Genomic DNA, 25,129 nt, shown 5'->3' with positions numbered 1-25,129 from the left:
GTCTGGCTAACGAGCAATGCTACGGTAAGCGGAGGTAGTTACTCCGTTTAACATGTGGGGTTGGATGGGGAAGGAGGCCGCTGGCAATGGTGGCAGTGGGTCTCGGTGGTCCGAACGTGGATTTTTCGCCCGCGTTCGGCGGCATCGCCGAGAAGATGGGGGCGGCGGTGCACGGCCGCGGCGGCGAGGCGGTTCGACAGCTCGCATTGATCACCGTGCTTTATCTGGCCTATCGGGTGGGGCGGATGTTCACCGCCGACGACACCGTGCACGCGCTCGGCAATGCCAGGGCCATGCTCGGGCTCGAGGATAAGCTCGGGCTGCCGGAGGAGACCACAGTGCAGGCGGTATTCCTGCACCGGGGTTCTCTCGCGGTACCGGCCAATTTCTATTACGCCACCGCACATTTCACGGTGGCGGTCGCGGTGCTGTTGTGGCTGTGGGCCTTCCGGCCGGAGCACTACCGCTGGACCCGCAACCTGATGGTGGCATTGACCGGGGCCGCGCTCATGGTGCATGTACTGATACCGCTCGCACCGCCGCGCATGCTGCCCGACTACGGTTTCGTCGACCTCGCCGCAGTCCACGGCCAATCCGTCTATGGCTCACCGGATTCCGGCGGACTCTCGAACCAGTTCGCGGCCATGCCCTCGCTGCATGTGGGGTGGGCCCTGCTGCTGGCCTTCGCCATGGTCGCGGCGACCGGTAGTTCCTGGCGGTGGCTGGCATTGGCGCATCCGGTGCTCACCACCGTCGTCGTGGTCGGGACCGGCAATCACTACTGGCTCGACGCGATCGTCGCGGTGGTGCTGCTCGGGTTGGCGGCGCTGCTGCATCCGCTGGTGGTGCCCGCCTCGGCTACGGCGTGGGGCGCCATGGGGCCGGTGGGTCCGCAGCCGGTGCCGACGCGCTGAATCAGCTGGTTCCGGCATTTCGGTTGGCCCAGGCTTGGACATCGCCGCGGTCCAGGGCCAGCGCGAGCAGGTCGGGGAACTTGTCGGGGGTGCAGGCGAAGGCCGGTACGCCGAGGGCGGCCAGAGCGGCGGCATTGTCGTGGTCGAAGGCAGGAGCGCCGTCGTCGGAGAGGGCGAGCAGCACTACCACCTGCACTCCGGATTCCCGCATGGAGTTGACGCGGCGCAGCATCTCTTCACGGATACCGCCCTCGTAGAGATCGGAGATGAGGACGAACAGAGTGTCGGCCGGGCGGGTAATGAGCGACTGGGAGTAGGCGAGGGCGCGATTGATATCGGTGCCGCCGCCGAGTTGGGTGCCGAAGAGCACCTCGACCGGATCGGTGAGTTGTTCGGTCAGGTCGACGACCTCGGTATCGAAAACGACCAGAGATGTTTTCAGCGAGCGCATGGAGGCCAGGACCGCGCCGAAGACGGAGGCGTAGACCACACTCGAGGCCATCGAGCCGGATTGATCGATCGCGAGGACTACGTCCCGGCGCACCGCCTGCGCCTTGCGGCCGTAGCCGACCAGGCGTTCGGGCACCACGGTCCGATGTTCGGGGAGGTAGTTGGCCAGGTTCTTGCGGATGGTGCGGTCCCAGTCGATATCGCGCAGCCGAGGTCGGGTGACGCGGGCGGCGCGATTCAGTGCGCCGGAGACCGCGGCGACGGTGTGCGCGGCAACGCGCTGTTCGATTTCGCGGACCACCTTCTCGACCACCATTCGCGCTGTCGCCTTGGTGGTTTCGGGCATCACCCGATTAAGGCTCAGCAGGGTTCCGACCAGGTGCACGTCGGGTTCCACCGCTTCGAGGAGTTCCGGTTCCAGCAGGAGCTGGGTCAGATTGAGGCGATCCACGGCATCGCGCTGCATGACCTCGACAACGGTGGACGGGAAGTAGGTGCGGATATCGCCGAGCCAGCGGGCCACCTTCGGTGCGGAGCCGCCCAGTCCGGCGGAGCGTTTACCGGAGGTCTGATCATCGGTGTTGTAGAGCGCTCCGAGGGCTCGATCCATCGCCTCGTCGTCCGCGGCACCCAAGCCGCCCAGGGGTTGTTCGGCGGCGGTGCCGAGCACCAGACGCCAACGCCTGGACTGCGTTTCATCGATCGCGTTCATCCGGTCACTCCGAGGAGGTAGGTGACGGCAGGATGCCGCCACATCGTGGTTCGGGATTGATCGAGAGGCCCGAGCGCGGTGCCGAAGGAGCATGTCGGACTCATACCGGTACTCCCAGGATGTCCGCGACTGTGCGCATAGCGACGATCCCGCGTTCGACATCGAACGTCGTGTCCTCGCCGGTACGCGATGCGCCGGAGCCGGTGTCGCGCACCGCCTGGCCGATGGCGCGGCGCTCCCCGGATTCGAACGCGCCGAACGTGCGGCGCAGTAACGGCAGGATCTCGACGAACATATCGTCGCCGAGACCGCGCAGCCAATCGTCGATGAGCCGCAACAACTCTCGGTCGTGGACCAGCAGTAGCCCGCGACCGCCGAGGAACCCGTCGATCCAGGCCGCCTTGCCGGCGGCCGTATTGCCGATCGACAGTGCGGCCGAAAGCCTACGCGCGGACTCGGTTTCGTCGATGCGTCCGGCATCGGCGAGCAATCGGACGGCGCGGCCGACGAGGGCGCCGTGCACATCGTCACGGTCGGCCACGCGGTGCAGGGCGGCGAGCCATTCGCCGGTTGCCCAGTCGTTGTCGCGGGTGTGGATGGCGGTGTGCGCGGCATCGAGTTGAGTGCGCAGATGTTCGGCGGCGTCGGTATCGAGGCCGGTCACCGCGCCGGGCAGGCCCGCGCAGATTCGCACGAGCAGACCGTCCGCGACGTGGGCGAGTGCCTCGGTATCGGTGCCGCGGACGTCGCCGTAGCGCAGTGTGCGGGTCAGGCCGGGAAGGGCGGCGAGCAGGTGGGTTACGTCGTGGTCGAGTGCCGCCGCCGATTCCAGGCGGGTGATCAGACCGTCGGTGGCATCGCCGAGGTCGGCGAGCAGCGCGATCTCGAGCGCGTCGGTGAGATCGCCGACGGTACTGCCCTCGCGGCCAGCGGTATCGAGGATCTTGGCCTGCGCCGCGGTGCGGATGGTGGTGCCCCAGCGGGAGGCCTCGATAATCGAGACGGCGAATTCGGGTCGCCACCGCAGCGTCCAGGATTCGCGGAAGGTGCCGGTGCTGCGCACTTCGCCGGTTGTCGGTGTGCCCCAGTCGATTCCGAGCACGCGCAGCCGGTGCAGCAGTCGCGAACGCTCGACTTCGCGCTCCTTGCGCAGGTCGAGATCGAGGCTGCGGGACAAGGCTTCCTGCTTGAGCCGCAGTGTGCGGATCCGGGCACGCAGATCGGCATCCAGCGGGACTGTCGGCGTGCCATCGGGAACAGCGCCGAGCGCCTCACCGACCACCAGTTCGGAAGCGACGAGCCGCAGCATCGACTCATCACCGGCGCACATCACCGACCGCACTGCCTCGGTGACCTCCGACAGTCCGGCCAGTGGCCGTGCCCGCAGCACCGCGAGCGTGTCGGCGAGCCGGACGGCTTCGATGATGTGCGCGCTCGAGACCGGTAGATCGTGGGCGCGCAGCACTCCAGCCACCTTGGTCAGCCAGCGCGCGATCGGCTGCTCGGTCTCGGTGAACAGGTGGTGATACCAGCCCGGCGAGGCGATTCCGGCGCCGTATCCGGAGGTCGTCGCCAGCCGCGAATGCGTCCAGGGCACCCACGTCACCGTCGCCTTCACCTTCGGCAGCCCTTTGAGCAGCTTGGTATCCGCCGTCGCCGGCCCCAACTTCCCCGCCAACGCCGGCGCATGCCACGCCCCACACACCACCGCAACCCGCCGCGCCCCCTCTTTCAACACCTTCCGTATCGTCTGCCGCATATACGCTTCACGCCGCAAGGTGTGCGCGTCGATGCCGATGGGTTCGCGCTCAACGTCTTCGGGACCGATCGCTTCGTCGACAGTGTCGCCGGTCGGTGAGTTGGGCGACCCATCATGTGCGGTGGGCCGGGGTTCGCCGTTGGACATGAGCGTCTCGTCGTCAGCGCCACCCGTGGCTGAGCGATCAGCCGCTCGTATGCCGCGCACTTCGTCCGGCTGGTGACCCGAAGCGTCGTCCGTTGGGGCCGTGGCAGGTCCGATCGCGAACATGCCTTGTCCGGCAGCGTCCCGCAGTGCGCCCATTGCCTCGGTGATCGCTTCGAAAGCGTCGGCGTCGGCCACGGATTCGACTACCGCGTCCCACCAGCGTTCGGCATCGTCGTAGCCCGCGGCAGCGGCCAATTCGGCGAGTGGGTCGATGCGGTCACCTGGTTCGTCTTCGGTGGCCAGGACGGTGCTCGCGGGCAGATCGCAGAACCGCACCGGCACTGCGTGTTCCACCGCATATTGCAGCGCCTGCCATTCGGGGGAGAACACTGCGAACGGCCAGAAAGCGGCCTTGGCGGGCTGGTCCGGCACATAGGCCAGTAGCGCGACGGGCGGCGACATGCCCTCGGCCGCGACGTATCCGACCAAGGGGTCGGCATCGGCCGGGCCCTCGATCAGTATCGCGTCGGGACGAAACTGTTCCAGCGCGGCGCGCAGGGATCTGGCCGAACCCGGGCCGTGATGACGGATACCGAATACGTGGGTCACCGGACCACTCGAGGCGACGCTCTGCTGGACGTCCATATGGTCGTCGGTCGTGTTTGTCTTGCTCACCGTGTCACCCCCGGTTGAACATGCGCTGTGGTCGGATCAGGCGGCGCCTAGCCCTCATCCCGTGACCTCGCGGCAGGCGCGGTAGAAGTCGGACCACTCGGGGCGTTCACGCACAACGGCTTCCAGATATTCGGTCCAGATGACTGCGTCGGCCACCGGATCCTTGACGACAGAGCCGAGGACCGCGCCCGCTATATCGGACGCACGCAAGGTGCCGTCACCGAAGTGCGCCGACAGGGCAATCCCATTGGTGATCACCGAGATCGCCTCGGCGGTGGACAGGGTGCCGGAGGGCGTCTTGAGTTTGGTGCGGCCGTCGGCGGTCATACCGGAGCGCAGCTCGCGGAAGATGCGAACAACCCGCCGCACCTCCTCGGCCGCAGCCGGAACAGTTGGGAGTTCGAGCGCGGAGCCGAGCTGTTCGACGCGGCGGGCCACAATGGCGACCTCCTCGTCCTCACTGGCGGGCAGCGGCAGCACAACGGTATTGAAGCGGCGCCGCAAAGCAGAGGACAGGTCGTTGACGCCACGGTCGCGGTCATTGGCGGTGGCAATGACATTGAAGCCCTTGGCCGCCTGCACCTCCATCCCGAGTTCCGGCACCGGCAGCGTCTTCTCGGACAGCACGGTGATCAGCGCATCCTGCACATCGGACGGGATACGGGTGAGTTCCTCGATCCGCGCGATCGCACCGCGGCGCATCGCCGTCATTACCGGCGACGGCACCAGCGCACCCTCGCTCGGCCCCTCCGCGAGCAGTCGCGCATAGTTCCAGCCATAGCGGATCGCCTCTTCGGCAGTGCCGGACGTGCCCTGGACCAGCAGTGTCGAAGCACCGCTGATCGCGGCCGAAAGATGTTCCGATACCCAGGTTTTCGCGGTGCCCGGCACGCCGAGCAGCAGCAGCGCCCGATCGGTCGCCAGCGTCGCGACCGCCACCTCCATAAGCCGGCGCGGCCCGACGTACTTGGGGCTGATCACGGTGCCGTCGTCGAGCGTGCCACCGAGTAGATAAGTGACCACCGCCCACGGCGACAGTTGCCAAGACGGCGGTCGCGGCCGATCATCGATCGCGGTCAGTGCCCGCAACTCCTCGGCATAGGCCTGTTCGGCATGTGGACGCAACAGCTCCGGCATCGAATCGGTAGTGGTCACTGCAACTCCTCGAGCATCATCGAGCGGTGGTTGAGGTCATGGGCGAGCTGATCGAATGCTCGCTCCCAATTGGGATCGGTGCAGCGGCGCGCCACCGCGGTGGTCGTCCGCGCCGCGGTGACGGGCAGATGCACGGCCGCCGCGGACAGCAGCGACCGATGTGCGTTCGGGCCGGTGCCATGCGCTTCTGGGCGTTTGGCCGCGGCACGTGCGCGTTCGAACAACAACAGAATCAAGTGTTGGGCAAGAGGTTCCGGCCACGGATGGCCCATGGCGGGCAACAATGCCTCGAGCTCCGAGAGCCAAGCGCCGTCCAATTGGAGCAAATGTGTGGTGCGATCCGGCAGCGGCAGCAGTGCGAACAATTCGCGACGCCGCAGCATTGCCAGGTCGGTCGGCACGCCTGCATCGAACAGCGCCCGCGCCCAGGCCGGATCATGTTGTGCCAGTGTGGCATCCACCCAGCCGTCGAACAGCGGCTGCCGGAACCGGTCACTGATCTTGGCCCGAGTGGCCTTATCCGGTGCGCCTAGTTCCGACTCCCAGTGCGTCAGTGGTGTCGCCGCGACGAGTTGCCGCAGCCTACCGGCACGCAGATCCGGTGCTCCGTCCCAGCGATAGGTGAACTCAACGGTGCGGTCGTTGATGCCGTCCCTGCGGTCGGCATCGTCGAGTTCCTCCGGTATGCGGACAACCAGATTCGGATGCAGCAGCAGATGTTCGACCGTGACCCATGCGCTCGAGCGCCGAGTCACGCGCTGGGTGAATGCCGAATTCGGCAGCAGCGGCAGCAATCCGGCCGCGACTCGCCGCACATCCGATCGCCGATCGTCCAATGCCGTCTCGAGCAGTGGTTCGTCGTCGGCCGAAATCCCGTCGGCGAGTACGGCCAATAGCTCCGCTTTCAGCGGACCGGATTCCTTCGGCCAAGCCGCGGTCAGTGCTTCACGTGCGGCCTTGGCATCTCGGCCGCGCAGTTCGATGAGCCATTCGCGGCGCTCGGACGGTTGGCCGAACAGCCAGCTCTGCTCCGTCGGCGCATCGGAATGTCCTCGCGGCACCAGGTCGCGCCAGTCCGGATGTTGGTCGGCCAGCCAGCGGCCGCGGGTTCCGGCCAGGCGCAATAGCGGCTCGCGCAGGTCGGTATTCGCCTTCGCCTGTTCGAGCAGTAGCGCACACAGTGCATCCGGGGCGCGATAGTCGAAGGGTGCTGCGCCCGCGAACCATTCGGGCAGAAAGGGGGACCGGTCCCGCAACAGGCGGGCGAGACGGGATGCCGCGGCGCGGGGCAGGAGTCGCCGCGCGTCATCCACGGCGGGTTCGGGTTCGGCCGCCGTGCTGACGGATACGCCGCCGCGCGCGAAAGCGCCACGCAGCGCGGCAGATTCGAGCAGCAGCAGTGCGGGATCGGTGCGCAACCGGGTCGCGACGGCCGCCACCGGAGCCTCGAGCCGCGCGGGATCCGCTGCCCTACGCGCAGTGCCGAGCAGCGCCACCGAGGTCAGCTCCGCAGACACCGGCGCATTCGACGCCCCACGCGGGCCGAACTCGGCGCTACCGACGTCGACGACCTCACCCGCGGTGAATACCGAGATCGGCACCAATCCGGCCGCTCCCCATTCGGCCGCCAGCGTCACTGGATGCCCTCCGGACACGCCGAGCAGTCGCCACGGCTGCTCGGTGGCCGCAACAGGTAGTGCAGTGCCGTCGGATTCGGTGATATACCAGCCATTTTCGGTCCACACCGGCACGACATCGGTGAGCAGCAGCGGTCGCAATCGCAGCCACGGATCGCCCGCGAGCGCCTTGGCATGTTCGGCTAATGCGGCGGCGATCGTTCCGTCGGTGACCGGCAGCGTGGTGAATGGTTCGGCCGCGCGGTGCCGTTCGCCCCAGAGCGCCCGCAGCGGCGCGCCACCCGGGTAGTAGTGCAGATCCGCTTCGGCCATCATGCCAGGAAGTGGTACCTCCGCCGAGAAGCTCGGCGAACCGAAGGAATGCTCGAGCAGCAATGCCCAGCGTCGAGTCTGCCTGCCGTACAACCAGGTTCGGCGCGTATAGAGCCGCTCCTCCTCGCTGGTCCGGATCCCGAGTACCTGCCACTGGTCCCGAACTGCCGATTCGGCGCGCACGGATTCGGCTGACGTCGGATAGCCGATATGGGTACGGACGCTCGCCCGCAGCTCCGGTGACAATTCGTCGAGGCGGCGGTGCGCGGCGATCAGCAGATGCAGTCTCGCGTATTCGGCGAGTACGACATCTGGCCAATCCGCCCTGGTCACCAGGGTGGTCGGCAACTGGCGCAGCACGGCGGCGACGCCGGGGGCCTGCGCGTCGACCATTCGGGCCGCGATCGCCTCGAATGCCCGAAACGAGCGATCTGTCTGGGCCAATCCGGTCCGCACCTGATCGCCGAGCCAGATATCGAGTTCCTCCAGACCCTCCGTCACCCGCAGCCGCCGCTGTTCGGCGGTCGCCGGATTGGCAGTGCGGGCCTGCGGGTCGGCGGCGGGCTCGGCCGCGCGGACCGCGCGTGCGTTGATCCACTCCGCCGCGAAGTCCGCGATAGCGGCTTCGGCGACCGCACCGCCCGACCAGCCGAGTAAGAGCGACAAAGCGTGCTTGCACGGGAACTTGCGGCTGGGACACGAGCACTTGTATGCCGGACCCGCCAGATCCACGATCGTCTGATACGGCTTGGAGCCGCTGCCCTGGCACAGGCCCCACAATGCGGTGTCCGACTGCCCGGTGCCGTGCCACCGCCCGGCGAGCTTGCGCGCGGCCGATAGCGAGCTCGCATCCGGTGCGAGCGCGCTGACCTGTTCCTCGGTCCACAGCGCGGTCATGTGTTGGCTCCCGCCTGGTTCATCCGGCGGCCCCGGATCGACTGTATGTCATGTCTTCCCCCGTTACTAGGTTGTCGAATTTCTACCGCACCCCACCGACAAGTTGGGTGGTGAGCGGGTGTTTTTCCTGGAATACGCTGCGCGGACGGCAGATTCGGCAGCAAATGCGCCTTGCGCTGGTTGTCTGATTCTGGCATTCTGTCCTGTTCGGCTCCGACCGAGCCACCCGAATCGGGTGACACACCATCGAGCTGCCCGCCGGGGTTGGCGAGGGGTGGACATCGAGCGGGGCCCAGCCTGTTCGATGGCCATACCATCCCCGCGGGCAGATTCGCATTTCCGCTTCCCACCAGGCGAAACGGTGCCGCTGTGGGCGAATTCCACGCCATCGGGTAGCGTTTCGCTCAGCTTTCAACAGTGATACCCGTGCGGGGTTGGAGGACATGCCGCGGTTCGGTGGTGTAGGGGGTTACGCATGCGTACAGATCCCGGAACTGATACTGCGACGGTGCCGCGCCTGACCGAAGTGGTATCCAGGCGGCTCGCCGCGGATCCCGCGGTCACCCCCGATGTCGCGCATACCGTGCTCCGCGCCCTCGGTGGCGGCGAGTCCGATGATCTGACAACCGAATTCGACGGTTCCGGCATATTCCTGCGTGCGATCCGGGTGCGCGGCTTCCGCGGCATCGGACCCGAGGCAACACTGGAGCTGCCGCCCGGTCCCGGTCTCACATTGGTGGTGGGCCGCAACGGAAGTGGAAAGTCGAGCTTCGCCGAGGCCGCTGAACTGGTGCTCACCGGTAGTAATCGCCGCTGGGACGGCCGGTCCGCGGCGTGGCGCGAGGGTTGGCGGAATCTGCACGATGGTGGGTCGGCGCGCATCGAACTCGAATTGCTCACCGCCGGTGCCGATCCCGAACTCACCATCGCCAAAGAGTGGTCACCACAGGCAGATCTCGGCCAGGCGCATTGGACCGAGCAGCGATCCCGCACCGCGCCAACGGATTTCGACGGCCACCGCTGGGCTGGTCTACTGGAGTTGTATCGCCCATTCCTGTCCTACAGCGAACTCGGCGCACTCGTCGACGGCAAACCGAGCGATCTGTTCGACGCGCTGCATCGGCTGCTCGGCCTCGACGAATTGACCGTGGCGCAGGAGCGGATTCGCACTCGCCGACTGGAACTCGAACGCGCCGTACGGGATTCGCGTCAGGAACGCATCGAACTGGTGACCGCGCTCGGTGCGGTGGCCGATGACCGTGCGGTGCGGATGGCGGCACTACTGCGCCCGGACCGTCCCGATCTCACGGCCATTGGTCGCGAAATACTCGGTACGGCAGAGAATCCGGTCGGGCCGGATGGGTTGCGGGCAATCGTGCGACTTGTTTTGCCGTCGGGTGCCGAGGTCGAGGCCATAGCCGCGCGCCTCGAAGGATGCCGCGCGGTGCTCGCTCGCGATTCGACCGCTGATGCCGAGGCCGATCTGCGGGTATTGGAGTTGCTGCGGCGGGCACGCGATCATGTCGGTGCCAGCGGACAATGCCCATGCCCGGTCTGTGGACGCGGGGAATTGGATGCGACGTGGCTGCGCGGTGCGCAAGCCTCGATCGCCGAGCTGACCTCCCGGGTCGACGCGCTCGCGACCGCGCGCGCCGCGCTGCGGCAGGCCGTCCGTGACGCCCGCGCGCTACCGGAACATATCCCGCCGGAACTGGATTTCGATCCACGCAATCCGCCCACCGTCGACACCACCGCGGTGCGTCGGGCCTGGACGGACTGGGCGGCGCTGACCGGCGCCGATTACTCGCCTGACCTGCCCGATCGCCTGCGTGGTGCGCATACGCGTCTGGTCGACGAACTCGAACTGCTGCAGCAGGGCACCCGCAAGGAACTGAACCGCCTCGACGAGGTGTGGTCGCCGCTGGTGCCACGCATCAGTGGCTGGCTGGCGGGGGCACGCGCTGTCGTCGCGAACGGCAGCGAACTGCGCACGCTCAAGCGCGCCGAGGATTGGCTCAAATCCGCGACGGCCGGATTGCGCGGGGAGCGGATGGCGCCGCTGGAGACCACGGCGCGCTGGGTGTGGCGCACGCTGCGTCAGCAGAGCAATGTCGAACTCGGTGCGATTCGATTGCAGGGCAATGCCGGAACCGCGCGTCGGGTGCTGCTCGATGTCACCGTCGACGAGGTGGATGGCGCCGCGCTCGGCGTGATGAGTCAGGGTGAGCTGCACGCCCTCGGACTTTCGCTGTTTCTGCCGCGAGCGACGGTGGAGGACAGTCCTTTTCGCTTCGTCATGATCGATGACCCGGTGCAGGCCATGGATCCGGCGAAGGTGGATGGACTGGCCAGGGTGTTAGAGGTCATGGCGTGGACGCGCCAGGTGATCGTCTTCACCCATGACGAGCGGCTGGCCGAGGCGGTGCGGCGCATGCAACTGGATGCCAGCGTGCTGGAAGTGCAGCGCCGCGAGCGCTCGGTGGTGGAAGTACGGGTCTCCAGCGACCCCATCCGCCGCTACCTCGACGACGCCCGCTCCCTCGTCCGCACCCCCCAACTTCCTCCGGCGATCGCCGACGAACTGGTGGCCACCTGCTGCCGCTCGGCCGTCGAAGCGGCCAGTCTGGCCCGAGCTCGACGCAATCTGCTTGCCGACGGCATGGACCATCGTGACGTCGAACGCCACATCGAAGGCGCGCAAACCACCCGCGCAATGGTCGCGCTCGCGGTAATGGGTATCGACGGCCGAGTAGACGACCTCAACAAACACCTTGCCCGGGAAGGCAAATGGGTCGTCGACGCCTTACGGGACGCCACCGCAGGAGCCCACGTACCCATCGGCCGCAGCATGCGCGACCTGATCGCGGACACCGAAAAGTTCGTCGGCTGGCTACGACGATGAACGAGGGCTGCGCATCGATAGCTAAGGGGTGGCGTTGAGCGTGGCGCATGATGACGTGGGCGCTGCGGGCGACGGTCGGCCTCGGCGGCCGAAGGTGGACGGGGCGCGGCGGCGAGGTGGCGCGCGCAAGCAAGGGGCGGCGCGCAAGCAAGGGGCGGCGCGGAAACCACATCCGCCGCGGCCGACAGTGGCCGAGCGGTTCGATGCGGTGGATCGGCTGCTCGACGGGTCGGTGACCGATGCCGACGGGCTGTGGTCGCGGGCGACGGTGTGGATTCTGCGGCTCGCGCTCGAACAGTCCGTCGACGAGCTGTGGTTGAAGGTGGCACCGGAATTGGCGCGCTGCCCGATGCGCGCACAACTGCTCGCCCTGCGCGTATTCGCGGGCGACGCCACCGCCGCGCAGGTCGCAACGGTATGGGCCGCCCTATCCCGCGCCGCCCACCACCACGATTACGAACTCGCCCCGAGCGTCACCGAATTACGCCGCTGGCGCGAACAGACCGTCGCGATCGCCACCGCACTAGCCAAAGCCGCCACCCGATGACCACACGCTGCGCGAGGGTGACCGCCCCGACCATCGATGGCGTCAATCCGCTCGACGATCGTTGCTAGACGATATGTCGGCGCTTCGGTATGGCCGCGCATGAGTCGCGCGGCGGCGCAAGGCATGTGGATCGAGATCAGGTGGAATCTGTGCAGGCGCCAAGCGAGTAGCCCCTCCACCAGTGCCACCTGATCTTGATAAGGCCCGGCCCCGGTGCACGCAGTGATCCGCGCGACGAGCAAGATTCGGAGTCATGGACCAGTCGCAGCCATGCCCGTGTAAGCGTGGGGAGCCGTTCGGCGCCTGTTGTGGACCGGTGCTGGCAGGGGAGCGGTCCGCGGCGACTGCCGAGGCGCTGATGCGCTCGCGCTACACCGCATTCGCGGTCGGCGATACCGAATATCTGCTGCGGTCCTGGCATCCGCGCACCCGACCGAAGACGCTCGACCTGGATCCGGACCAGCGCTGGCTGTTCCTGGAGATCGTGCGTACCGAGCGCGGCGGACCATTCGACGACACCGGCATCGTGGAATTCATCGCCCACTACAAGGCCGATCGACGCGGATCCCTGCACGAGGTCAGCACATTCACACGTGTGGAGGGCGTCTGGGTCTACCTCGACGGCGTCCTCGAACCATGACGGGTAGCGTGCCAACCATGCCACGTGTCGCGATCGAATACTGCACGCAATGTCGCTGGTTGCTGCGCGCGAGCTGGATGGCACAGGAATTGTTGAGCACCTTCGCCACCGAACTCGGTGAGGTGGCACTGATCCCCGGGTCGGGCGGTGTATTCCGCATCACCATCGACGGCGACCAGATCTGGGAGCGCAAGGCGGACGGCGGGTTCCCGGATATCGCGGTACTCAAACAGCGTGTGCGCGATCGCGTCGCGCCCGACCGTGACCTCGGCCACGTCGACAAGCGGCACTGACCCAACCGAGCGTGATATCGACCACGCCGGATTCAGGAACAGCAGCCGCCACCGCAGCATCCACCACCGGCGGGCCGCGGCGCGGGTGCAGGTGACGCGGCACCGCCGCCACCCCTGCTGACCGTGCCAAATGTGGTCAGCAGCTTGACCGTGTCATCGTGACCGTTCGGGCAGGCCGCCGGATTCGACGCCTCCGCCATCGGACGGTTTACCTCGAAAGTGTCGCCACAGCTGCGGCACCGGAAGCTATAGCTCGGCATCGGCCCAGCGTAGCGCCAAGGGTGAGTGGTGCGTCCCACCTATCCCACTGTCCAACTGGACGTACTCTCGATAAGAGATCGCTAGGTGCTTGGACCCGGCCGGAGCAAACTCGCAGCGCACTGCCCGGGTTGTAGGCAGGAGGTGCGGAAGATGACCACGCAGTTCGATATCGAACCTGGCTCCGAGGTCGGCGACACCGAGCCGGTCGCGCAAACGACCTGGGGCCGCGTGAGTGGACGCTGGGACGGACCGGTCGCGGTGTGGCGCAGCATTCCGTACGCATCCGCGCCGTCCGGTCCGAACCGGTTCCGGCCGCCACTGCCGCCGCAGCCATGGGACGGCATCCGCGAGTGCACCACTTTCGGCGAGATCGCCCCGCAGACAATGGGCAATATGGTCCCGGTCGACTCCGACCTGCGGATGGGCGAGGACTGCCTGTGGCTCAATGTGTGGTCGCCGCGCAGTTCTGCCGATACCGGTGCGCCGCGCCCGGTGCTGGTGTGGTTGCACGGCGGCGCCTACTGCCTCGGCACGGCGGCCCAGGCGATCTACGACGGTCGCAAGCTGGCCGAAGCCGGTGACGTGGTCGTGGTGACGGTCAATTATCGCCTCGGCGCGCTCGGCTTCCTCGACTTGTCCTCGCTCTCCGACGATTTCACGCCGAATCTCGGTCTGCACGACCAGATCGCCGCGCTCGAGTGGGTCCGGGACAATATCGCCGCATTCGGCGGCGATCCAGGCAATGTGACGCTGTTCGGTGAATCGTCCGGCGCCGGATGCGTGACCGCACTGCTGACCTCACCGCGCGCCGCTGGTCTGTTCCACCAGGCAATCGCGCAAAGCCCGCCCGCGACAACGGTTTTCGGCCAGGCGCGCGCTGCCGGTGTGGCTCAACGCTTTCTGGAACTGATCGAACTCCCGTATTCGCGCGCAAGCGAATTGCTGGAGTGCCCGATCGAACGGATCGTGACCGCTGCGGGCGTACTGCTGGACGAGATTCCGTTGAAGGAGCCGGGCCGACTGGCAGCCGCGCCGGTGGTCGACGGCGATCTGGTGCCGACCTATCCGATCGACCGCTTCCAACAAGGCCGTTCACATCGTGTGCCGCTGATCATCGGCACCAATAAGGACGAGGCCTCGCTGTTCCGCGTCTTCCGCTCGCCGATCATGCCGGTGACCCCGGATGCGGTGAACGTCATGCTGCGCGATGTGGCCGCAAGCCATCCGGATATGTCGCCCGAGCGTATCGCCGAAATCACCTCGGCCTATCCGGATCTCGCGAAAACACGTGGCGCACTTGCCATGTCCACCGACGCGGCCTTCCGCATGCCCGCCCACTGGGTTGCCGACGGCCACGCTCAACACTCACCGACTTGGATCTACCGCTTCGACCATGCCACCCCCATGTTGAAGGCGGCCCGCGTCGGTGCCGGTCACGCCACCGAATTACCTTATGTATTCGGCAATTTCGGCACTCTGAACCATGACCCCACCTTCTGGCTCGGCGGCCGCAAGGTTGCCTTGGAAGTCTCCGGTCGCATGCAGCGCCGCTGGCTTGCCTTCGCCACCCACGGCGTACCGGCTGCCATCGACGGCTCCAAACACTGGCCCCCCTACCGCCCCGACACCCGCACCACCCTCCTCATCGACAACATCGACCGCGTAATCGACGACCCGGACCGCGACCTGCACACCGCCTGGGGCGAACAAGCCGTCGGCTTCAGCTGAGTCGCCGCACCTTCCGACGGGCAGCCAGGGTGTGGGGTGGCGGCCGTTGCTGCGGGAAACCTAGTGCCATGGTTGCCCCAGAGGCATCCGGTGCGGCAACCGTGCCCACGCCCCATGCGAGCTTGCGGGTGGTTCACCATGTGCTGCGTCGAGCTCGCGCACGGCTCACCGTGCGCCACCTCGCGAACGTCGAATGCCTTGTGCGCCTTACTATTACACGTCCGTGGAGAAGCGGATGCCGCCGTCCGGGATGTCGACGCCGGGCCAGATGCGGGCGCCGCGCAGTAGCTCGCAGCGGGCGCCGATGTTCGCGCCGTCGCCGATGACGGCGTCGCGGACGAGGGCGCGGGGACCGATGCGCGCGCCGAAGCCGATGATGGAGCGCTCCACGGTGGCGCCTGCTTCGATGCGGGCGCCGTCGAAGAGCACCGCGCCGTCGAGGCGAGCGCCTGCGCCTACTTCAGCGCCGCGACCGACGACGGTACCGCCGATGAGCAGCGCGCCGGGAGCGACGCCCGCACCCTCGTGGACCAGGGATTCACCACGCTGACCGGGCAGGGCCGGGGAAGGGGCGATGCCCCGGACCAGGTCGGCCGAGCCGCGGACGAAGTCCTCGGGAGTACCCATATCGCGCCAGTAGGACGAGTCGACATGGCCTTGGACGCGGGCGCCTTCGGCGAGCAGCGCCGGGAACACCTCACGTTCCACCGACACCGGCCGCCCGGCCGGAATCTTCTCGATGTATTCGCGCCGGAAGACATAGCAACCGGCATTGATCTGATCGGTGGGCGGATCCTGCGTCTTCTCCAGGAACGCGGTGACCCGCCCATCCTCGTCGGTCGGCACACAGCCGAATGCGCGCGGGTCGCTCACCCGAACCAGATGCAGGGTCACATCCGCGTTCGTGGACTCGTGGGTGTCCAGGATCGCGCCGAGATCGGTGCCGCCGAGGACGTCGCCGTTGAACACCATGATGTTGTCGGCGCGCAGCTTGGGCAGCACATTGCGGATGCCGCCACCGGTGCCGAGCGGTTCGGTCTCGGTGACGTACTCGAGCTCCAGGCCCAGGTCTGTGCCGTCACCGAAGTGTTCCTCGAAGACCTCCGCCTTGAACGAGGTGCCGAGCACGACGTGGGTGATTCCGGCGTCCGCGATGCGGGCGAGCAGGTGGGTCAGGAACGGCAGTCCGGCGGTAGGCAGCATCGGCTTGGGCGCCGACAGGGTGAGCGGACGTAACCGCGTGCCCTGGCCGCCGACCAGAATCACGGCGTCGGTGCCTACATTTCCTGCCATCATGCTCCCTGTTCACAGTGGATCGTGTGCTCGGTAGGTGCGCGCCTACAGACAGACACCAGTTTCGGTACCCAGCGACACGGGTTCGGCACCGTTGTGTGCCGAACTTGTGACGTTAGCTCTGGGCTTCCCGCGCCTGTTGGCGCAGCGCAGATCGAACCGCAATTCGGGAACGGATCGCAAGTCCGGCCCGCAACGCCAACCGCAACGGCGCCTGCCACCAGTGCGGATGCCGATCGGCCTGGAATCGGTACGCGCTCGCGTGGTGCGCGGGGAGCATCACCTCGGGATGGCGTCCGGCCGCATGCCCCTTGGCGTGGGTGACCTCGGCGTCGGGCACGAAGACGTTGTGCCAACCGGCCTTGCCCATCCGGTCGCCGAAGTCCACGTCCTCCATGTACATGAAGTAGCGCGAGTCGAAGCCGTCGATCGAATCGAAGGCCGCGCGCCGGACCAGCAGGCAGGAACCGGACAACCAGCCGACGGCCCGCTCGGAGATCTGCTCGTTGTCCTGGCGGTAGCGCAGGGTCCATGGATTCGACGGCCATACCGTGCCGAGGATGGCGTGTCCGGCGCCATCGAGCAGGCCCGGCACTGAGCGCGCGGACGGGTAGACGCTGCCGTCGGGCTCGCGCACCATCGGTCCGAGCGCGCCCGCCCGCGGCCAGCGCTTGGCGGCGGCGAGCAGTTTGTCGATGGAATCGGTGCCCCAGCGAATATCCGGATTGGCGATGACGATGAATTCGACACTCGGATCGATCTCCGCGACCGCCCGGTTGATCGCGCCGCCGTAACCGATATTTCCGCCGGTCCGCAGCAGTCGCACGTGTGCGTTCGCCTCCGCCGCGAGCTCCGGCGCACCGTCCACCGAGCCATTGTCGGCCAGGATCACCTGCGGTTTTTCGCTGGTGGCAGCGGACAGGGTGGTGATGAAGTGCTCGAGGTGCTCGCCGGGTGAATAAGTCACCGTGACGACGACAAGGCCGCCGGGGGCCAAGGATCCGGAATCGCTCACGACTGCGCCTCGCTGACGCTCGGCTCCGTTGTGCGCGATTGCGCGCTGTGTTGATGGTTCACTCGCTGTGGCTCCCTCACGGGCAAGCAGCCTACTGTGACAACCTCGCCAGCGCGTCCCCGAGTGCGACCTTCCACGGCCGCAATGGCGTCAGCCCGGCATCGGCCCAGGAACGGTTGGCCAACACCGAATACGCCGGGCGCCGTGCGGGTCTCGGAAATGCGGTCGAGTCACACGGGCGCACCCGAGTCGGATCCGCGCCGATTCCGGCGAATATCGCCCGCGCGAATTCGAACCAGCTGACTTGGCCGGAATTAGTGGCGTGCAGCACTCGCGGCGCATCCGGTCGACCCGCCAATTCAAGGAGTCCGGCGGCCAGGTCGGCGGCGTAGGTCGGGGAGCCGAGCTGGTCCTCGACCACGTCGAGGGTGTCGCGTTCGCGTTCCAGCCGCAGCATGGTCGCGACGAAATCGCTTCCGCGCCCGGTGTATACCCATGCCGTGCGCACCACATGAGCGTGCGGCGCGGTTTCCAGCACGGCCTGTTCACCTGCCAATTTCGAGCGGCCGTAGACCGTGGCGGGTTCGGTCGGGTCGTCGGTGTCGTACGGCTTGTCGTGTGTTCCCGCGAACACGTAGTCGGTCGAAATATGGATCAATCGAGCGTCCACCTCCGCACATGCGGCAGCGAGTACGGCCGGTCCGGTCGCATTGACCGTGAAGGCGGCCTCGGGATCGGATTCGGCCTGGTCGACGGCGGTGTAGGCGGCACAGTTCAGCACGACATCGCCCGGTTCGATTGCGGCGCGCACGGCGGCCGCGTCCGTGATGTCCAATTCGTCGCGGGCGAAGGCGTGGGCGTCGGGTGCGCGGCGCAGGAGTTCGCGTCCCAACTGCCCGCCGGCTCCGGTCACGACGAGGCGCGCGGCTACGGTCGACAAGGGCGATATCGCGGTCACGGGCACGAGTCTGGCACGCCGTGGCACCTGCGGTTGAGGTCTGCCGCGGTAGCCGTCGGTTAGCCTCGGGGCGACGGTGACGGGGGCTACCGGAGGCGGGGCGGTCGAGTCAGCGACGCGTCGGCTTCGACGAAACCGGCGCTGCGCAGTCGGAATCAGCTGGGAGCGCGCGGGGCAAGCGCAGCATGGTGCTTGGGCAGGATGCTCGGTTTTTGGCGAGAGGATGCAGTGGTGCCGCAGAAGGTGAGGGCGACAGCGTCGTCGCGACTGTCCGATGCTGCGAGCGGCTTGGGGCCGCTGCGCACGTTCATCGCGGTCGGGGCGGTGCTGGTCCTGCTCATCACCGGATTCGCCTGGCACAGCGTGGACTCGCTGATCTCGAATATCGAACGCATCGGCGGCCTCGGCCTCGGCGGTGGGCACGACGGCGCCGTCGACATCCTGCTGGTCGGTGTGGACAGCCGCACCGACGCGCACGGCAATCCGCTCAGCGGCAATGAGCGCGCCATGCTGCACGCGGGCGATGAGGTCGGCACCAATACCGACACCATCGTGCTGGTTCGTGTACCGAACGACGGTCGCTCCGCCACCGCCCTCTCGATTCCGCGCGACTCCTATGTCGACATTCCGGGTATGGGCAAGGGCAAGATCAACTCGGCTTATGGCGCAACCAAGGAGGCCCAGCGGCTAAAGCTGACCAACCAGGGCGTTTCGGAAGCCGACGCGGACAAGCAGTCCACCCAGGCGGGACGGCAGGCGCTGATCAAGACCGTGGCCAATCTCACCGGCATCACGGTCGACCACTATGCCGAGGTCAGTTTGCTCGGGTTCGTGCTGCTGACCGATGCGGTCGGCGGGGTCGATGTGTGCCTGAACAGTCCGGTGGACGAATGGATGTCCGGCGCCGACTTCCGGGCGGGGCGCCAGAAGCTCGACGGCCCACAGGCTTTGAGTTTCGTGCGCCAGCGCCATGATCTGCCGCGCGGCGACCTGGACCGGATCGTGCGCCAGCAGGTCTTCATGGCGCGGCTGGTCGGCCAGGTGCTCAGCGCCAAGACGCTGAGCAATCCGGGCAAGTTGCATAATCTCAGCGATGCCGTCGGTCGCACCGTGGTGCTGGACGACGATTGGGACGTGCTGGCGTTTCTGCAACAGTTGAAGGACCTTTCGGGCGGTCAGGTCAGTTTCGCGACGATTCCGGTCGCCGATCTCAACGACACGACCAGCGACGGTGAATCGGTCGTGCGGGTGGATTCGAAGACGGTCAAGTCTTATGTGGCATCGCTGGTCGACGGCAAGTCGCAGGATCATGCCGAGCCGACAATCGATCCGGCATCGGTGAGCGTCAGCGTGTTCAATGCGAGCGGGATCGGCGGGCTCGCGGGACAGGTGGCACAGGCGTTGACGGCTAAGGGATTCCAGGAGGGATTGGTCGGCAATTACACCGGACCCAGCGTCACCGGCAGTCGAGTCCTCGCGATGGATGCCTCCAATCCGAAGGCCAAGGCGGTCGCGCAGGCGCTCGGCGGGTTGACGGTCATCGCGGACAGCACGTTGTCCCCGGATTCGGTCAGCGTCGTGTTGGCAAGCGACTATTCTGGTCCGGGCTCGACCGCGGGCAGCATGTTCGACTTCTCCGGAACGTCGAGCACCGCGACGCCCGTACCACCGGCTCCACCGATCGACGCAGGCCAGAATGGACCGAAATGCGTGAATTGACCATGCGTGAATTGACCTATGCGTGACCACGACCAGGTACTGACTCTCACCGAGGCGGTGCTGGATCCAATCCTCGAGCGCGATCCGGCAGGTCCGCGTGTCACCTACTACGACGATGCCACCGGCGCCCGGATCGAACTATCCGGGCTGACCCTGGCGAACTGGGCGGCCAAGACCGCCAATCTGATCCGCGACGAATTCGGGCTGAGCCCGGGTGCGCGCGTCGCGGTGCTGCTGCCCGCGCACTGGCAGACCGCCGCGGTGCTGCTCGGCTGCTGGTGGGCCGGGACCGAGGTGGTGCTCGGGCCCGATGCGGATGCCGATCTGGCGCTCGCGACCGCCGAACGGTTGGACGAGACCGACAGTATTGCGGAGGTCGCGGCGCTTTCGCTGGATGCCTTCGGCATGCCGGTGCGCGATCTGCCGATCGGCATCACCGATTTCGCCACCTCCGTGCGGGTGCACGGGGACCAGTTCATGCCGCGCGGCGCCGGGGTGGCGCTGGACGGGATGCCGGTCTCCGAGGTTCTCGCCGAGGCGAGGAAATCCGCTGTGCTACAAGGGTTTTCCGAGGGTGACCGGGTGCTGTCGAGCGCGTCGTGGGATACCCCGGCCGAGCTGATCGACGGGTTCGTCTCGGTGCTCGTCGCGGGGGCCTCACTGGTGCAGGTGGTCAATCCGGATCCGGCGCTGCGCGAGCGACGCATCGAATCCGAGCGGGTCACCGCGCAGCGCGGCTGAGCTCCTACCCTGGTATAGGTCGGCGTCCGACCATGGGACGTTCCACCCTGGCCGGGGAGTCCGTACGGTGGAATTGTCGCGCAACGATGGGGTTGGTGAAGTGATGAAGCCGCAGTATTGGTTCCGGTGGTTATCGGTGCAGGGTGCGCCGCGGTTTGCCCTGCGCACCCAGGCGCGACGCGGCGATCCGTTCGCCCAACTCATGGGCGGACCGGACGGTCTCGCCGACCCCTATCCACTGATCGAGCGGCTACGCGGGCAGGGCCGGGTGCAGCGCACCTCGATCGCGTGGGCGAGCTTCGACCACGACCTGTGCCGAGCCGTGCTGCGGGACAACCGATTCGGTGTGCGTACCACCGACTCCTTCAATATTCCGAAGCCGCTGCAGTTGCTCGCCAAGCGACTTCCCTTGCCGCCCAATCCGGTTGAGCCGCCATCCATGCTGGTCATCGACCCGCCCGAGCATACGCAGATGCGCAAGCCGGTCGCCGCGGCCTTCACTCCACGCGCAATCGGACGATTGCGCGAACGGGTCGAGACGGTCACCGAGGAACTGCTCGGTGCGCTGCCCTCGGGCGGTTCGGCCGATCTGATCGAGTCATACGCCGCGCAGGTGCCGATTGCCATCATCTCCGAAATGCTCGGCTTCCCGGAAAGGGACCGAAAGTTATTCCTGGACTGGGGCGATCGGATGACGCCCCTGCTCGACGTCGGGATTTCCTGGCGGGCATTCCGGCGGGCGCTCGGCTCGATGGAGGTGATGAACGATTACCTCGACGGACATATCGCGCGACTGCGCCGCGAACCGGGCGATGACATCCTCAGCAGTCTGGTCACCGCGGGTGAACTCGACGATTACGCCTTGAAGGCGACCGCGAGCCTGTTGATGGGCGCGGGTTTCGAGACCACGGTCAACCTGATCGGCAACGGCGTCGCACAATTGGTCACCCACCCCGAACAATTGGATCGATTGCGGGCCCAACCCGATCTCTGGCCGAATGCGGTCGAAGAGGTGCTGCGCATCGATGCGCCGGTACAGACGACGGCACGAATCGCATTGACCGACTTGGAGCTCGAGGGTGTGCGGTTGCACAAGGGCAATACCCTGGTGCTGTCGCTGGCAGGTGCGAACCGCGACCCCGCCGTCTTCGCCGATCCGGCTGTCTTCGATGTCGGACGCTCGAATGCCAAGGAGCACTTGACATTCAGCAGTGGCCTCCACGCCTGCCTCGGTGCGAGCCTGGCCCGCATGGAAGCCACCTACGCGCTGCAATCGTTGTTCGAGCGGTTCCCGGACCTGCGACTCGATGGGACACCGCAACGGCGAGAACTGTTCACGCTGCACGGATATGAACGGATGCCGGTTCGGCTCGGTCGCCGGGCCAGCGCCCCGGCTCCCGAACCGACGACGGTCTGAGGGCTACATGCCGTGCCGATGGTCGCCCGTAACGGCTTCGCACAGCTGCGCTTCGGTTTCGGGTGAGAACGGTTCGCGGTAGGCGGCAACGGCTCGGCGGGTCTCCTCGTCCACCAAATCGGCGTTGATCTGGGCTGCGGCGGCTGCGCCCGCTGCCGCGGCCGCACCGACCTGGGACGTCAGGTCGGTGACATTGCCTGCGGCCCAGACACCGGGCACGTCGGTCCGGCCGGTGGCGTCGGTGGGGATGTATTCGCCGACGCCAGCCGGGTGCTCAGTTGGTTGCAGTCCGAGTTTTTCGAGAAAGTTCGCTCGGGCCACCATCCGTGAGCCGACCACCACGACCTCGCGGGGGACTACGGTGCCGTCGCTCAACCGGACTCCCGCGAGGCGGTCGTCGGTAATCTCCAGCGCGGTCACTTCACCGCGCACCATGCGAATACCGCGGGCATTCAACTCTTCGGCCTGTTCGGCGGTGAGTGGGATGGTGTGCGAGAAGTACGTGACATCGGCGGTGAGCTGACGGAACAGCAGTGCTTGGTGCACCCCCATAGGGCCGGTGCCCAGGACACCGATGGCCTGGTCGCGGACCTCCCAGCCGTGGCAGTACGGGCAGTGGATCACATCGCGACCCCAATGCTCCCGCAGTCCCGCGATCTCGGGTAGCTCATCGACCAGCCCGGTTGTCACCAAAAGCCGACGCGCCCGCACGGATCTGTCACCGAGGCATACCGCGAATCCCTCGGCATCCCTCGCGACCGTGACGACCTCGCCGTTCACCACATGCCCGCCATAGCCGCGAACCTCGGCCCGACCGCGTTCCAGCAACTCGCCGGGCGGTGTTCCGTCCCTGGCGAGCAGTCCGTGCACACCCTCGGCCGGGGCATTACGCGGCTGCCCCGCATCAATGACAACCACCGACCGGCGCATCCTGGCCAGTATCAGCGCACCGCTCAATCCGGCCGCGCCACCGCCGATCACCACCACGTCATAGCCGTCTTTCAGCTGATCGCTTCGCTCGGTCACAGGTGCGCCTCGCTGGCGCTCGGCTCCGCTGCGACCGTTGGTGCTGTGCTGATCGGTTCCCTCGCTTCGCTCGGTCACAGCTGCGCCTCGCTGGCGCTCGGCTCCGCTGCGACCGTTGGTGCTGTGCTGATCGGTTCCCTCGCTTCGCTCGGTCACATGACCACCTCCTCCAGGCAACCATGCAGGCTGGGCGGCGATAATGGCAAACAAACTTGCCGTTATGGCAAACTGGTGGGCATGGACAATGACCTCGGCCGAGCCCTCGACGCGGTCGGACCTCGGTTACGCGCGCTGCGTCGCCAGCGCGAAACCACACTGGCCGACCTGTCGACGGAAACCGGCATCTCGGTTAGCACGCTGTCGCGCCTGGAATCCGGTGACCGCCGCCCAACCCTCGAACTGCTGCTGCCGCTGGCCAAGGCGCACGGCGTCACTCTCGACGAACTCGTCGACGCCCCACCCACCGGCGACCCGCGCATCCACCTGCGCCCCATCACCCGCCACGGCATGACCATGCTGCCCCTGACCCGCCGAGCAGGCGGGATCCAGGCATACAAGCTCGTCATCCCGGCCTACAGCCCCCGTCAGGAGCCCGACCCGCGAACCCACGAGGGCTATGAATGGCTCTACGTCCTCAACGGACGCCTACGCCTCGTCCTCGGCGAACATGACGTGATTCTCGTGCCCAGCGAAGCCGCCGAATTCGACACCCGCGTCCCGCACTGGTTCGGCGCGGCGGACAACGAGCCGGTCGAATTCCTCAGCCTTTTCGGGAAACAGGGCGAACGCGCCCATGTTCGCGCCGCGCCGAAATCCGCCCGTCGGTAGGGCGTGCCGAGCAGTCGCCGTGCCGCCTGCCGCGCAGCTGAATGGTTGCCAGAACTCGCTCGACGGCTCGGGTCTTCGTTGCGAAGATCGAACAAGTGCCGCGATCTACGAAAGTTGTGACATGACTCATTCTGCCGGAACCGATTCCAGGCGGCGCGCGCTGCTCGGTATTGCTCTGCTGTCCACGCTGGCCGCCTGCGCGAAGGCACCCGCGCGCGAGATCGCCCCTGCACCAGTATCGGATTCAGTGGCGCGCCCGGACTCGACGGCGCACTTCGCCGAACTGGAGCGACGATTCGACGCTCGACTGGGGATCTTCGCTGTCGCGACCGGATCCGGATCCACGCTCGCGTATCGGGCGGATGAGCGCTTCGCGTTCTGCTCGACATTCAAGGCGCTTGCCGCGGCCGCGGTGCTGTCGCGAAATCCGCTGTCGCATTTGGATACTCGGATACGGTTCACTCGCGGGGACATCCGATCCATCTCACCGATCACCCAGCACCGGGTAGATTCCGGCATGACAATCGGCGAGCTGTGTGACGCGGCGGTCCGCTACAGCGACGGCACCGCAGGCAATCTGCTACTCGATGATATCGGCGGAACGGCTGGATTCACCGACTACCTACGCGGCCTCGGCGACCAGGTCAGCCAGCTGGACAACTACGAACCCGAGCTCAATAGCGTTGTCCCGGGCGATGATTCCGACACCACCACCCCGCGCGCGATCGCCGCCGATTTCCGGACGCTGATCCTGGGCTCGGCGCTACCGGATGACAAGCGCGCACTCCTGACGGATTGGCTCAGGCGCAATGTCACCGGTGCGAAACGCATCAAAGCCGCCACCCCCGACGGCTGGACTATCGCCAACAAGACCGGCACCGGCAACTATGGCCGTGCCAACGACATTGCCATCGTGACCCCACCCTCGCGCCCGCCGCTGCTGCTGGCGATCATGTCGGACCGCCCCAGCGGCTATGACGCACAACCCAGCGAAGACCTGATAGCCGAGGCCGCCCGACATATCTTCACCATCCTGAACTGATTTCCGGGTTCCGGTCCGAGGTCCGCACGCGGCATCGGTGCGGCAGCGAACGAAGAGTGTG

General features: G+C 66.8%; 20 protein-coding genes. 11 read left to right on the top strand and 9 right to left on the bottom strand.

The window, feature by feature from the left end; genetic code table 11:
* The first annotated feature begins 86 nt into the window (after nt 1–86).
* Nucleotides 87–914 carry a phosphatase PAP2 family protein gene (locus AB0J47_RS12035; protein ID WP_364344081.1) on the top strand — a complete coding sequence of 276 codons (828 nt, stop codon included), beginning with the start codon at nt 87–89 and terminating at the stop codon, nt 912–914.
* Nucleotide 915: 1 nt separating this feature from the next.
* Here AB0J47_RS12035 and AB0J47_RS12030 read toward each other — a convergent pair whose 3' ends face one another.
* From AB0J47_RS12030 to AB0J47_RS12015, 4 genes are all read right to left on the bottom strand, one after another.
* Nucleotides 916–2,076 carry a VWA domain-containing protein gene (locus AB0J47_RS12030; RefSeq protein WP_364344078.1) on the bottom strand — a complete coding sequence of 387 codons (1,161 nt, stop codon included), beginning with the start codon at nt 2,074–2,076 and terminating at the stop codon, nt 916–918.
* A gap of 100 nt (nt 2,077–2,176) precedes the next feature.
* Nucleotides 2,177–4,627, bottom strand: coding sequence for a DUF5682 family protein (locus AB0J47_RS12025; RefSeq protein ID WP_364344593.1), 2,451 nt, complete (start codon nt 4,625–4,627; stop codon nt 2,177–2,179).
* Nucleotides 4,628–4,711: 84 nt separating this feature from the next.
* Nucleotides 4,712–5,794 (bottom strand): AAA family ATPase, encoded by a 1,083-nt coding sequence (locus tag AB0J47_RS12020; protein WP_364344590.1) that lies wholly within the window; start codon nt 5,792–5,794, stop codon nt 4,712–4,714.
* 14 nt (nt 5,795–5,808) lie between these two features.
* On the bottom strand, nt 5,809–8,658 hold the full coding sequence (locus AB0J47_RS12015) for a DUF5691 domain-containing protein (protein WP_364344075.1): 2,850 nt from the start codon (nt 8,656–8,658) through the stop codon (nt 5,809–5,811).
* A gap of 475 nt (nt 8,659–9,133) precedes the next feature.
* On the opposite strand from AB0J47_RS12015, the gene AB0J47_RS12010 reads away from it, so the two are divergent.
* The 4 genes from AB0J47_RS12010 (at nt 9,134) to AB0J47_RS11995 (ending at nt 13,040) form a co-directional block, all read left to right on the top strand.
* The gene (locus AB0J47_RS12010; protein ID WP_364344072.1) at nt 9,134–11,560 is read left to right on the top strand and encodes an AAA family ATPase; all 2,427 of its coding nucleotides are present in this window, start codon (nt 9,134–9,136) and stop codon (nt 11,558–11,560) included.
* A 40-nt stretch (nt 11,561–11,600) separates the two neighbouring features.
* Nucleotides 11,601–12,107, top strand: coding sequence for a hypothetical protein (locus AB0J47_RS12005; protein WP_364344587.1), 507 nt, complete (start codon nt 11,601–11,603; stop codon nt 12,105–12,107).
* 253 nt (nt 12,108–12,360) lie between these two features.
* A complete protein-coding gene (locus AB0J47_RS12000; protein WP_364344069.1) occupies nt 12,361–12,747 on the top strand; it encodes a YchJ family protein in 387 nt (128 codons plus the stop codon).
* Nucleotides 12,748–12,764: 17 nt separating this feature from the next.
* The gene (locus AB0J47_RS11995) at nt 12,765–13,040 is read left to right on the top strand and encodes a SelT/SelW/SelH family protein (RefSeq protein ID WP_364344066.1); all 276 of its coding nucleotides are present in this window, start codon (nt 12,765–12,767) and stop codon (nt 13,038–13,040) included.
* A gap of 32 nt (nt 13,041–13,072) precedes the next feature.
* Here AB0J47_RS11995 and AB0J47_RS11990 read toward each other — a convergent pair whose 3' ends face one another.
* Nucleotides 13,073–13,300 (bottom strand): zinc ribbon domain-containing protein, encoded by a 228-nt coding sequence (locus AB0J47_RS11990; RefSeq protein ID WP_364344063.1) that lies wholly within the window; start codon nt 13,298–13,300, stop codon nt 13,073–13,075.
* Between the two features lie 151 nt (nt 13,301–13,451).
* Between AB0J47_RS11990 and AB0J47_RS11985 the strand changes: the two genes are divergently transcribed.
* Nucleotides 13,452–15,029 (top strand): carboxylesterase/lipase family protein, encoded by a 1,578-nt coding sequence (locus tag AB0J47_RS11985; RefSeq protein ID WP_364344060.1) that lies wholly within the window; start codon nt 13,452–13,454, stop codon nt 15,027–15,029.
* 213 nt (nt 15,030–15,242) lie between these two features.
* On the opposite strand, the gene AB0J47_RS11980 is transcribed toward AB0J47_RS11985, so the two are convergent.
* From AB0J47_RS11980 to rfbD, 3 genes are all read right to left on the bottom strand, one after another.
* A complete protein-coding gene (locus tag AB0J47_RS11980) occupies nt 15,243–16,322 on the bottom strand; it encodes an NDP-sugar synthase (RefSeq protein ID WP_364344057.1) in 1,080 nt (359 codons plus the stop codon).
* 115 nt (nt 16,323–16,437) lie between these two features.
* A complete protein-coding gene (locus AB0J47_RS11975) occupies nt 16,438–17,337 on the bottom strand; it encodes a glycosyltransferase family 2 protein (RefSeq protein WP_364344054.1) in 900 nt (299 codons plus the stop codon).
* A 91-nt stretch (nt 17,338–17,428) separates the two neighbouring features.
* The gene (gene rfbD, locus AB0J47_RS11970; protein ID WP_364344051.1) at nt 17,429–18,295 is read right to left on the bottom strand and encodes a dTDP-4-dehydrorhamnose reductase; all 867 of its coding nucleotides are present in this window, start codon (nt 18,293–18,295) and stop codon (nt 17,429–17,431) included.
* A 297-nt stretch (nt 18,296–18,592) separates the two neighbouring features.
* Between rfbD and AB0J47_RS11965 the strand changes: the two genes are divergently transcribed.
* From AB0J47_RS11965 to AB0J47_RS11955, 3 genes are all read left to right on the top strand, one after another.
* Nucleotides 18,593–20,014 carry an LCP family protein gene (locus AB0J47_RS11965; RefSeq protein WP_364344584.1) on the top strand — a complete coding sequence of 474 codons (1,422 nt, stop codon included), beginning with the start codon at nt 18,593–18,595 and terminating at the stop codon, nt 20,012–20,014.
* A gap of 18 nt (nt 20,015–20,032) precedes the next feature.
* Entirely contained in the window at nt 20,033–20,755 is a 723-nt protein-coding gene (locus AB0J47_RS11960) for a TIGR03089 family protein (RefSeq protein ID WP_364344048.1), read from the top strand.
* Nucleotides 20,756–20,858: 103 nt separating this feature from the next.
* A complete protein-coding gene (locus AB0J47_RS11955; protein ID WP_364344045.1) occupies nt 20,859–22,172 on the top strand; it encodes a cytochrome P450 in 1,314 nt (437 codons plus the stop codon).
* A gap of 3 nt (nt 22,173–22,175) precedes the next feature.
* Here AB0J47_RS11955 and AB0J47_RS11950 read toward each other — a convergent pair whose 3' ends face one another.
* Entirely contained in the window at nt 22,176–23,198 is a 1,023-nt protein-coding gene (locus tag AB0J47_RS11950; RefSeq protein ID WP_364344042.1) for an NAD(P)/FAD-dependent oxidoreductase, read from the bottom strand.
* Nucleotides 23,199–23,435: 237 nt separating this feature from the next.
* Between AB0J47_RS11950 and AB0J47_RS11945 the strand changes: the two genes are divergently transcribed.
* Nucleotides 23,436–24,026 carry an XRE family transcriptional regulator gene (locus tag AB0J47_RS11945; protein ID WP_364344039.1) on the top strand — a complete coding sequence of 197 codons (591 nt, stop codon included), beginning with the start codon at nt 23,436–23,438 and terminating at the stop codon, nt 24,024–24,026.
* Nucleotides 24,027–24,147: 121 nt separating this feature from the next.
* Entirely contained in the window at nt 24,148–25,068 is a 921-nt protein-coding gene (bla, locus tag AB0J47_RS11940) for a class A beta-lactamase (RefSeq protein WP_364344036.1), read from the top strand.
* Nucleotides 25,069–25,129: the final 61 nt, after the last annotated feature.

This window comes from Nocardia sp. NPDC049737, assembly GCF_040674755.1.
In the GTDB taxonomy this organism is placed as follows: Bacteria; Actinomycetota; Actinomycetes; order Mycobacteriales; family Mycobacteriaceae; genus Nocardia.
Note: the sequence above shows the minus strand (reverse complement) of the source record. Positions and strands in the feature narration are given on the sequence as shown.

Excerpts from the sequence above, each read along its gene's own strand:
- AB0J47_RS12035 (WP_364344081.1), top strand. The coding sequence starts at position 87 with ATGGTGGCAGTGGGTCTCGGTGGTCCGAACGTGGATTTTTCGCCCGCG.
- AB0J47_RS12030 (WP_364344078.1), bottom strand. The coding sequence starts at position 2,076 with ATGAACGCGATCGATGAAACGCAGTCCAGGCGTTGGCGTCTGGTGCTC.
- AB0J47_RS12025 (WP_364344593.1), bottom strand. The coding sequence starts at position 4,627 with ATGGACGTCCAGCAGAGCGTCGCCTCGAGTGGTCCGGTGACCCACGTA.
- AB0J47_RS12020 (WP_364344590.1), bottom strand. The coding sequence starts at position 5,794 with ATGCCGGAGCTGTTGCGTCCACATGCCGAACAGGCCTATGCCGAGGAG.
- AB0J47_RS12015 (WP_364344075.1), bottom strand. The coding sequence starts at position 8,658 with ATGACCGCGCTGTGGACCGAGGAACAGGTCAGCGCGCTCGCACCGGAT.
- AB0J47_RS12010 (WP_364344072.1), top strand. The coding sequence starts at position 9,134 with ATGCGTACAGATCCCGGAACTGATACTGCGACGGTGCCGCGCCTGACC.
- AB0J47_RS12000 (WP_364344069.1), top strand. The coding sequence starts at position 12,361 with ATGGACCAGTCGCAGCCATGCCCGTGTAAGCGTGGGGAGCCGTTCGGC.
- AB0J47_RS11995 (WP_364344066.1), top strand. The coding sequence starts at position 12,765 with ATGCCACGTGTCGCGATCGAATACTGCACGCAATGTCGCTGGTTGCTG.
- AB0J47_RS11990 (WP_364344063.1), bottom strand. The coding sequence starts at position 13,300 with ATGCCGAGCTATAGCTTCCGGTGCCGCAGCTGTGGCGACACTTTCGAG.
- AB0J47_RS11985 (WP_364344060.1), top strand. The coding sequence starts at position 13,452 with ATGACCACGCAGTTCGATATCGAACCTGGCTCCGAGGTCGGCGACACC.
- AB0J47_RS11980 (WP_364344057.1), bottom strand. The coding sequence starts at position 16,322 with ATGGCAGGAAATGTAGGCACCGACGCCGTGATTCTGGTCGGCGGCCAG.
- AB0J47_RS11960 (WP_364344048.1), top strand. The coding sequence starts at position 20,033 with ATGCGTGACCACGACCAGGTACTGACTCTCACCGAGGCGGTGCTGGAT.
- AB0J47_RS11955 (WP_364344045.1), top strand. The coding sequence starts at position 20,859 with ATGAAGCCGCAGTATTGGTTCCGGTGGTTATCGGTGCAGGGTGCGCCG.
- AB0J47_RS11945 (WP_364344039.1), top strand. The coding sequence starts at position 23,436 with ATGGACAATGACCTCGGCCGAGCCCTCGACGCGGTCGGACCTCGGTTA.
- bla (WP_364344036.1), top strand. The coding sequence starts at position 24,148 with ATGACTCATTCTGCCGGAACCGATTCCAGGCGGCGCGCGCTGCTCGGT.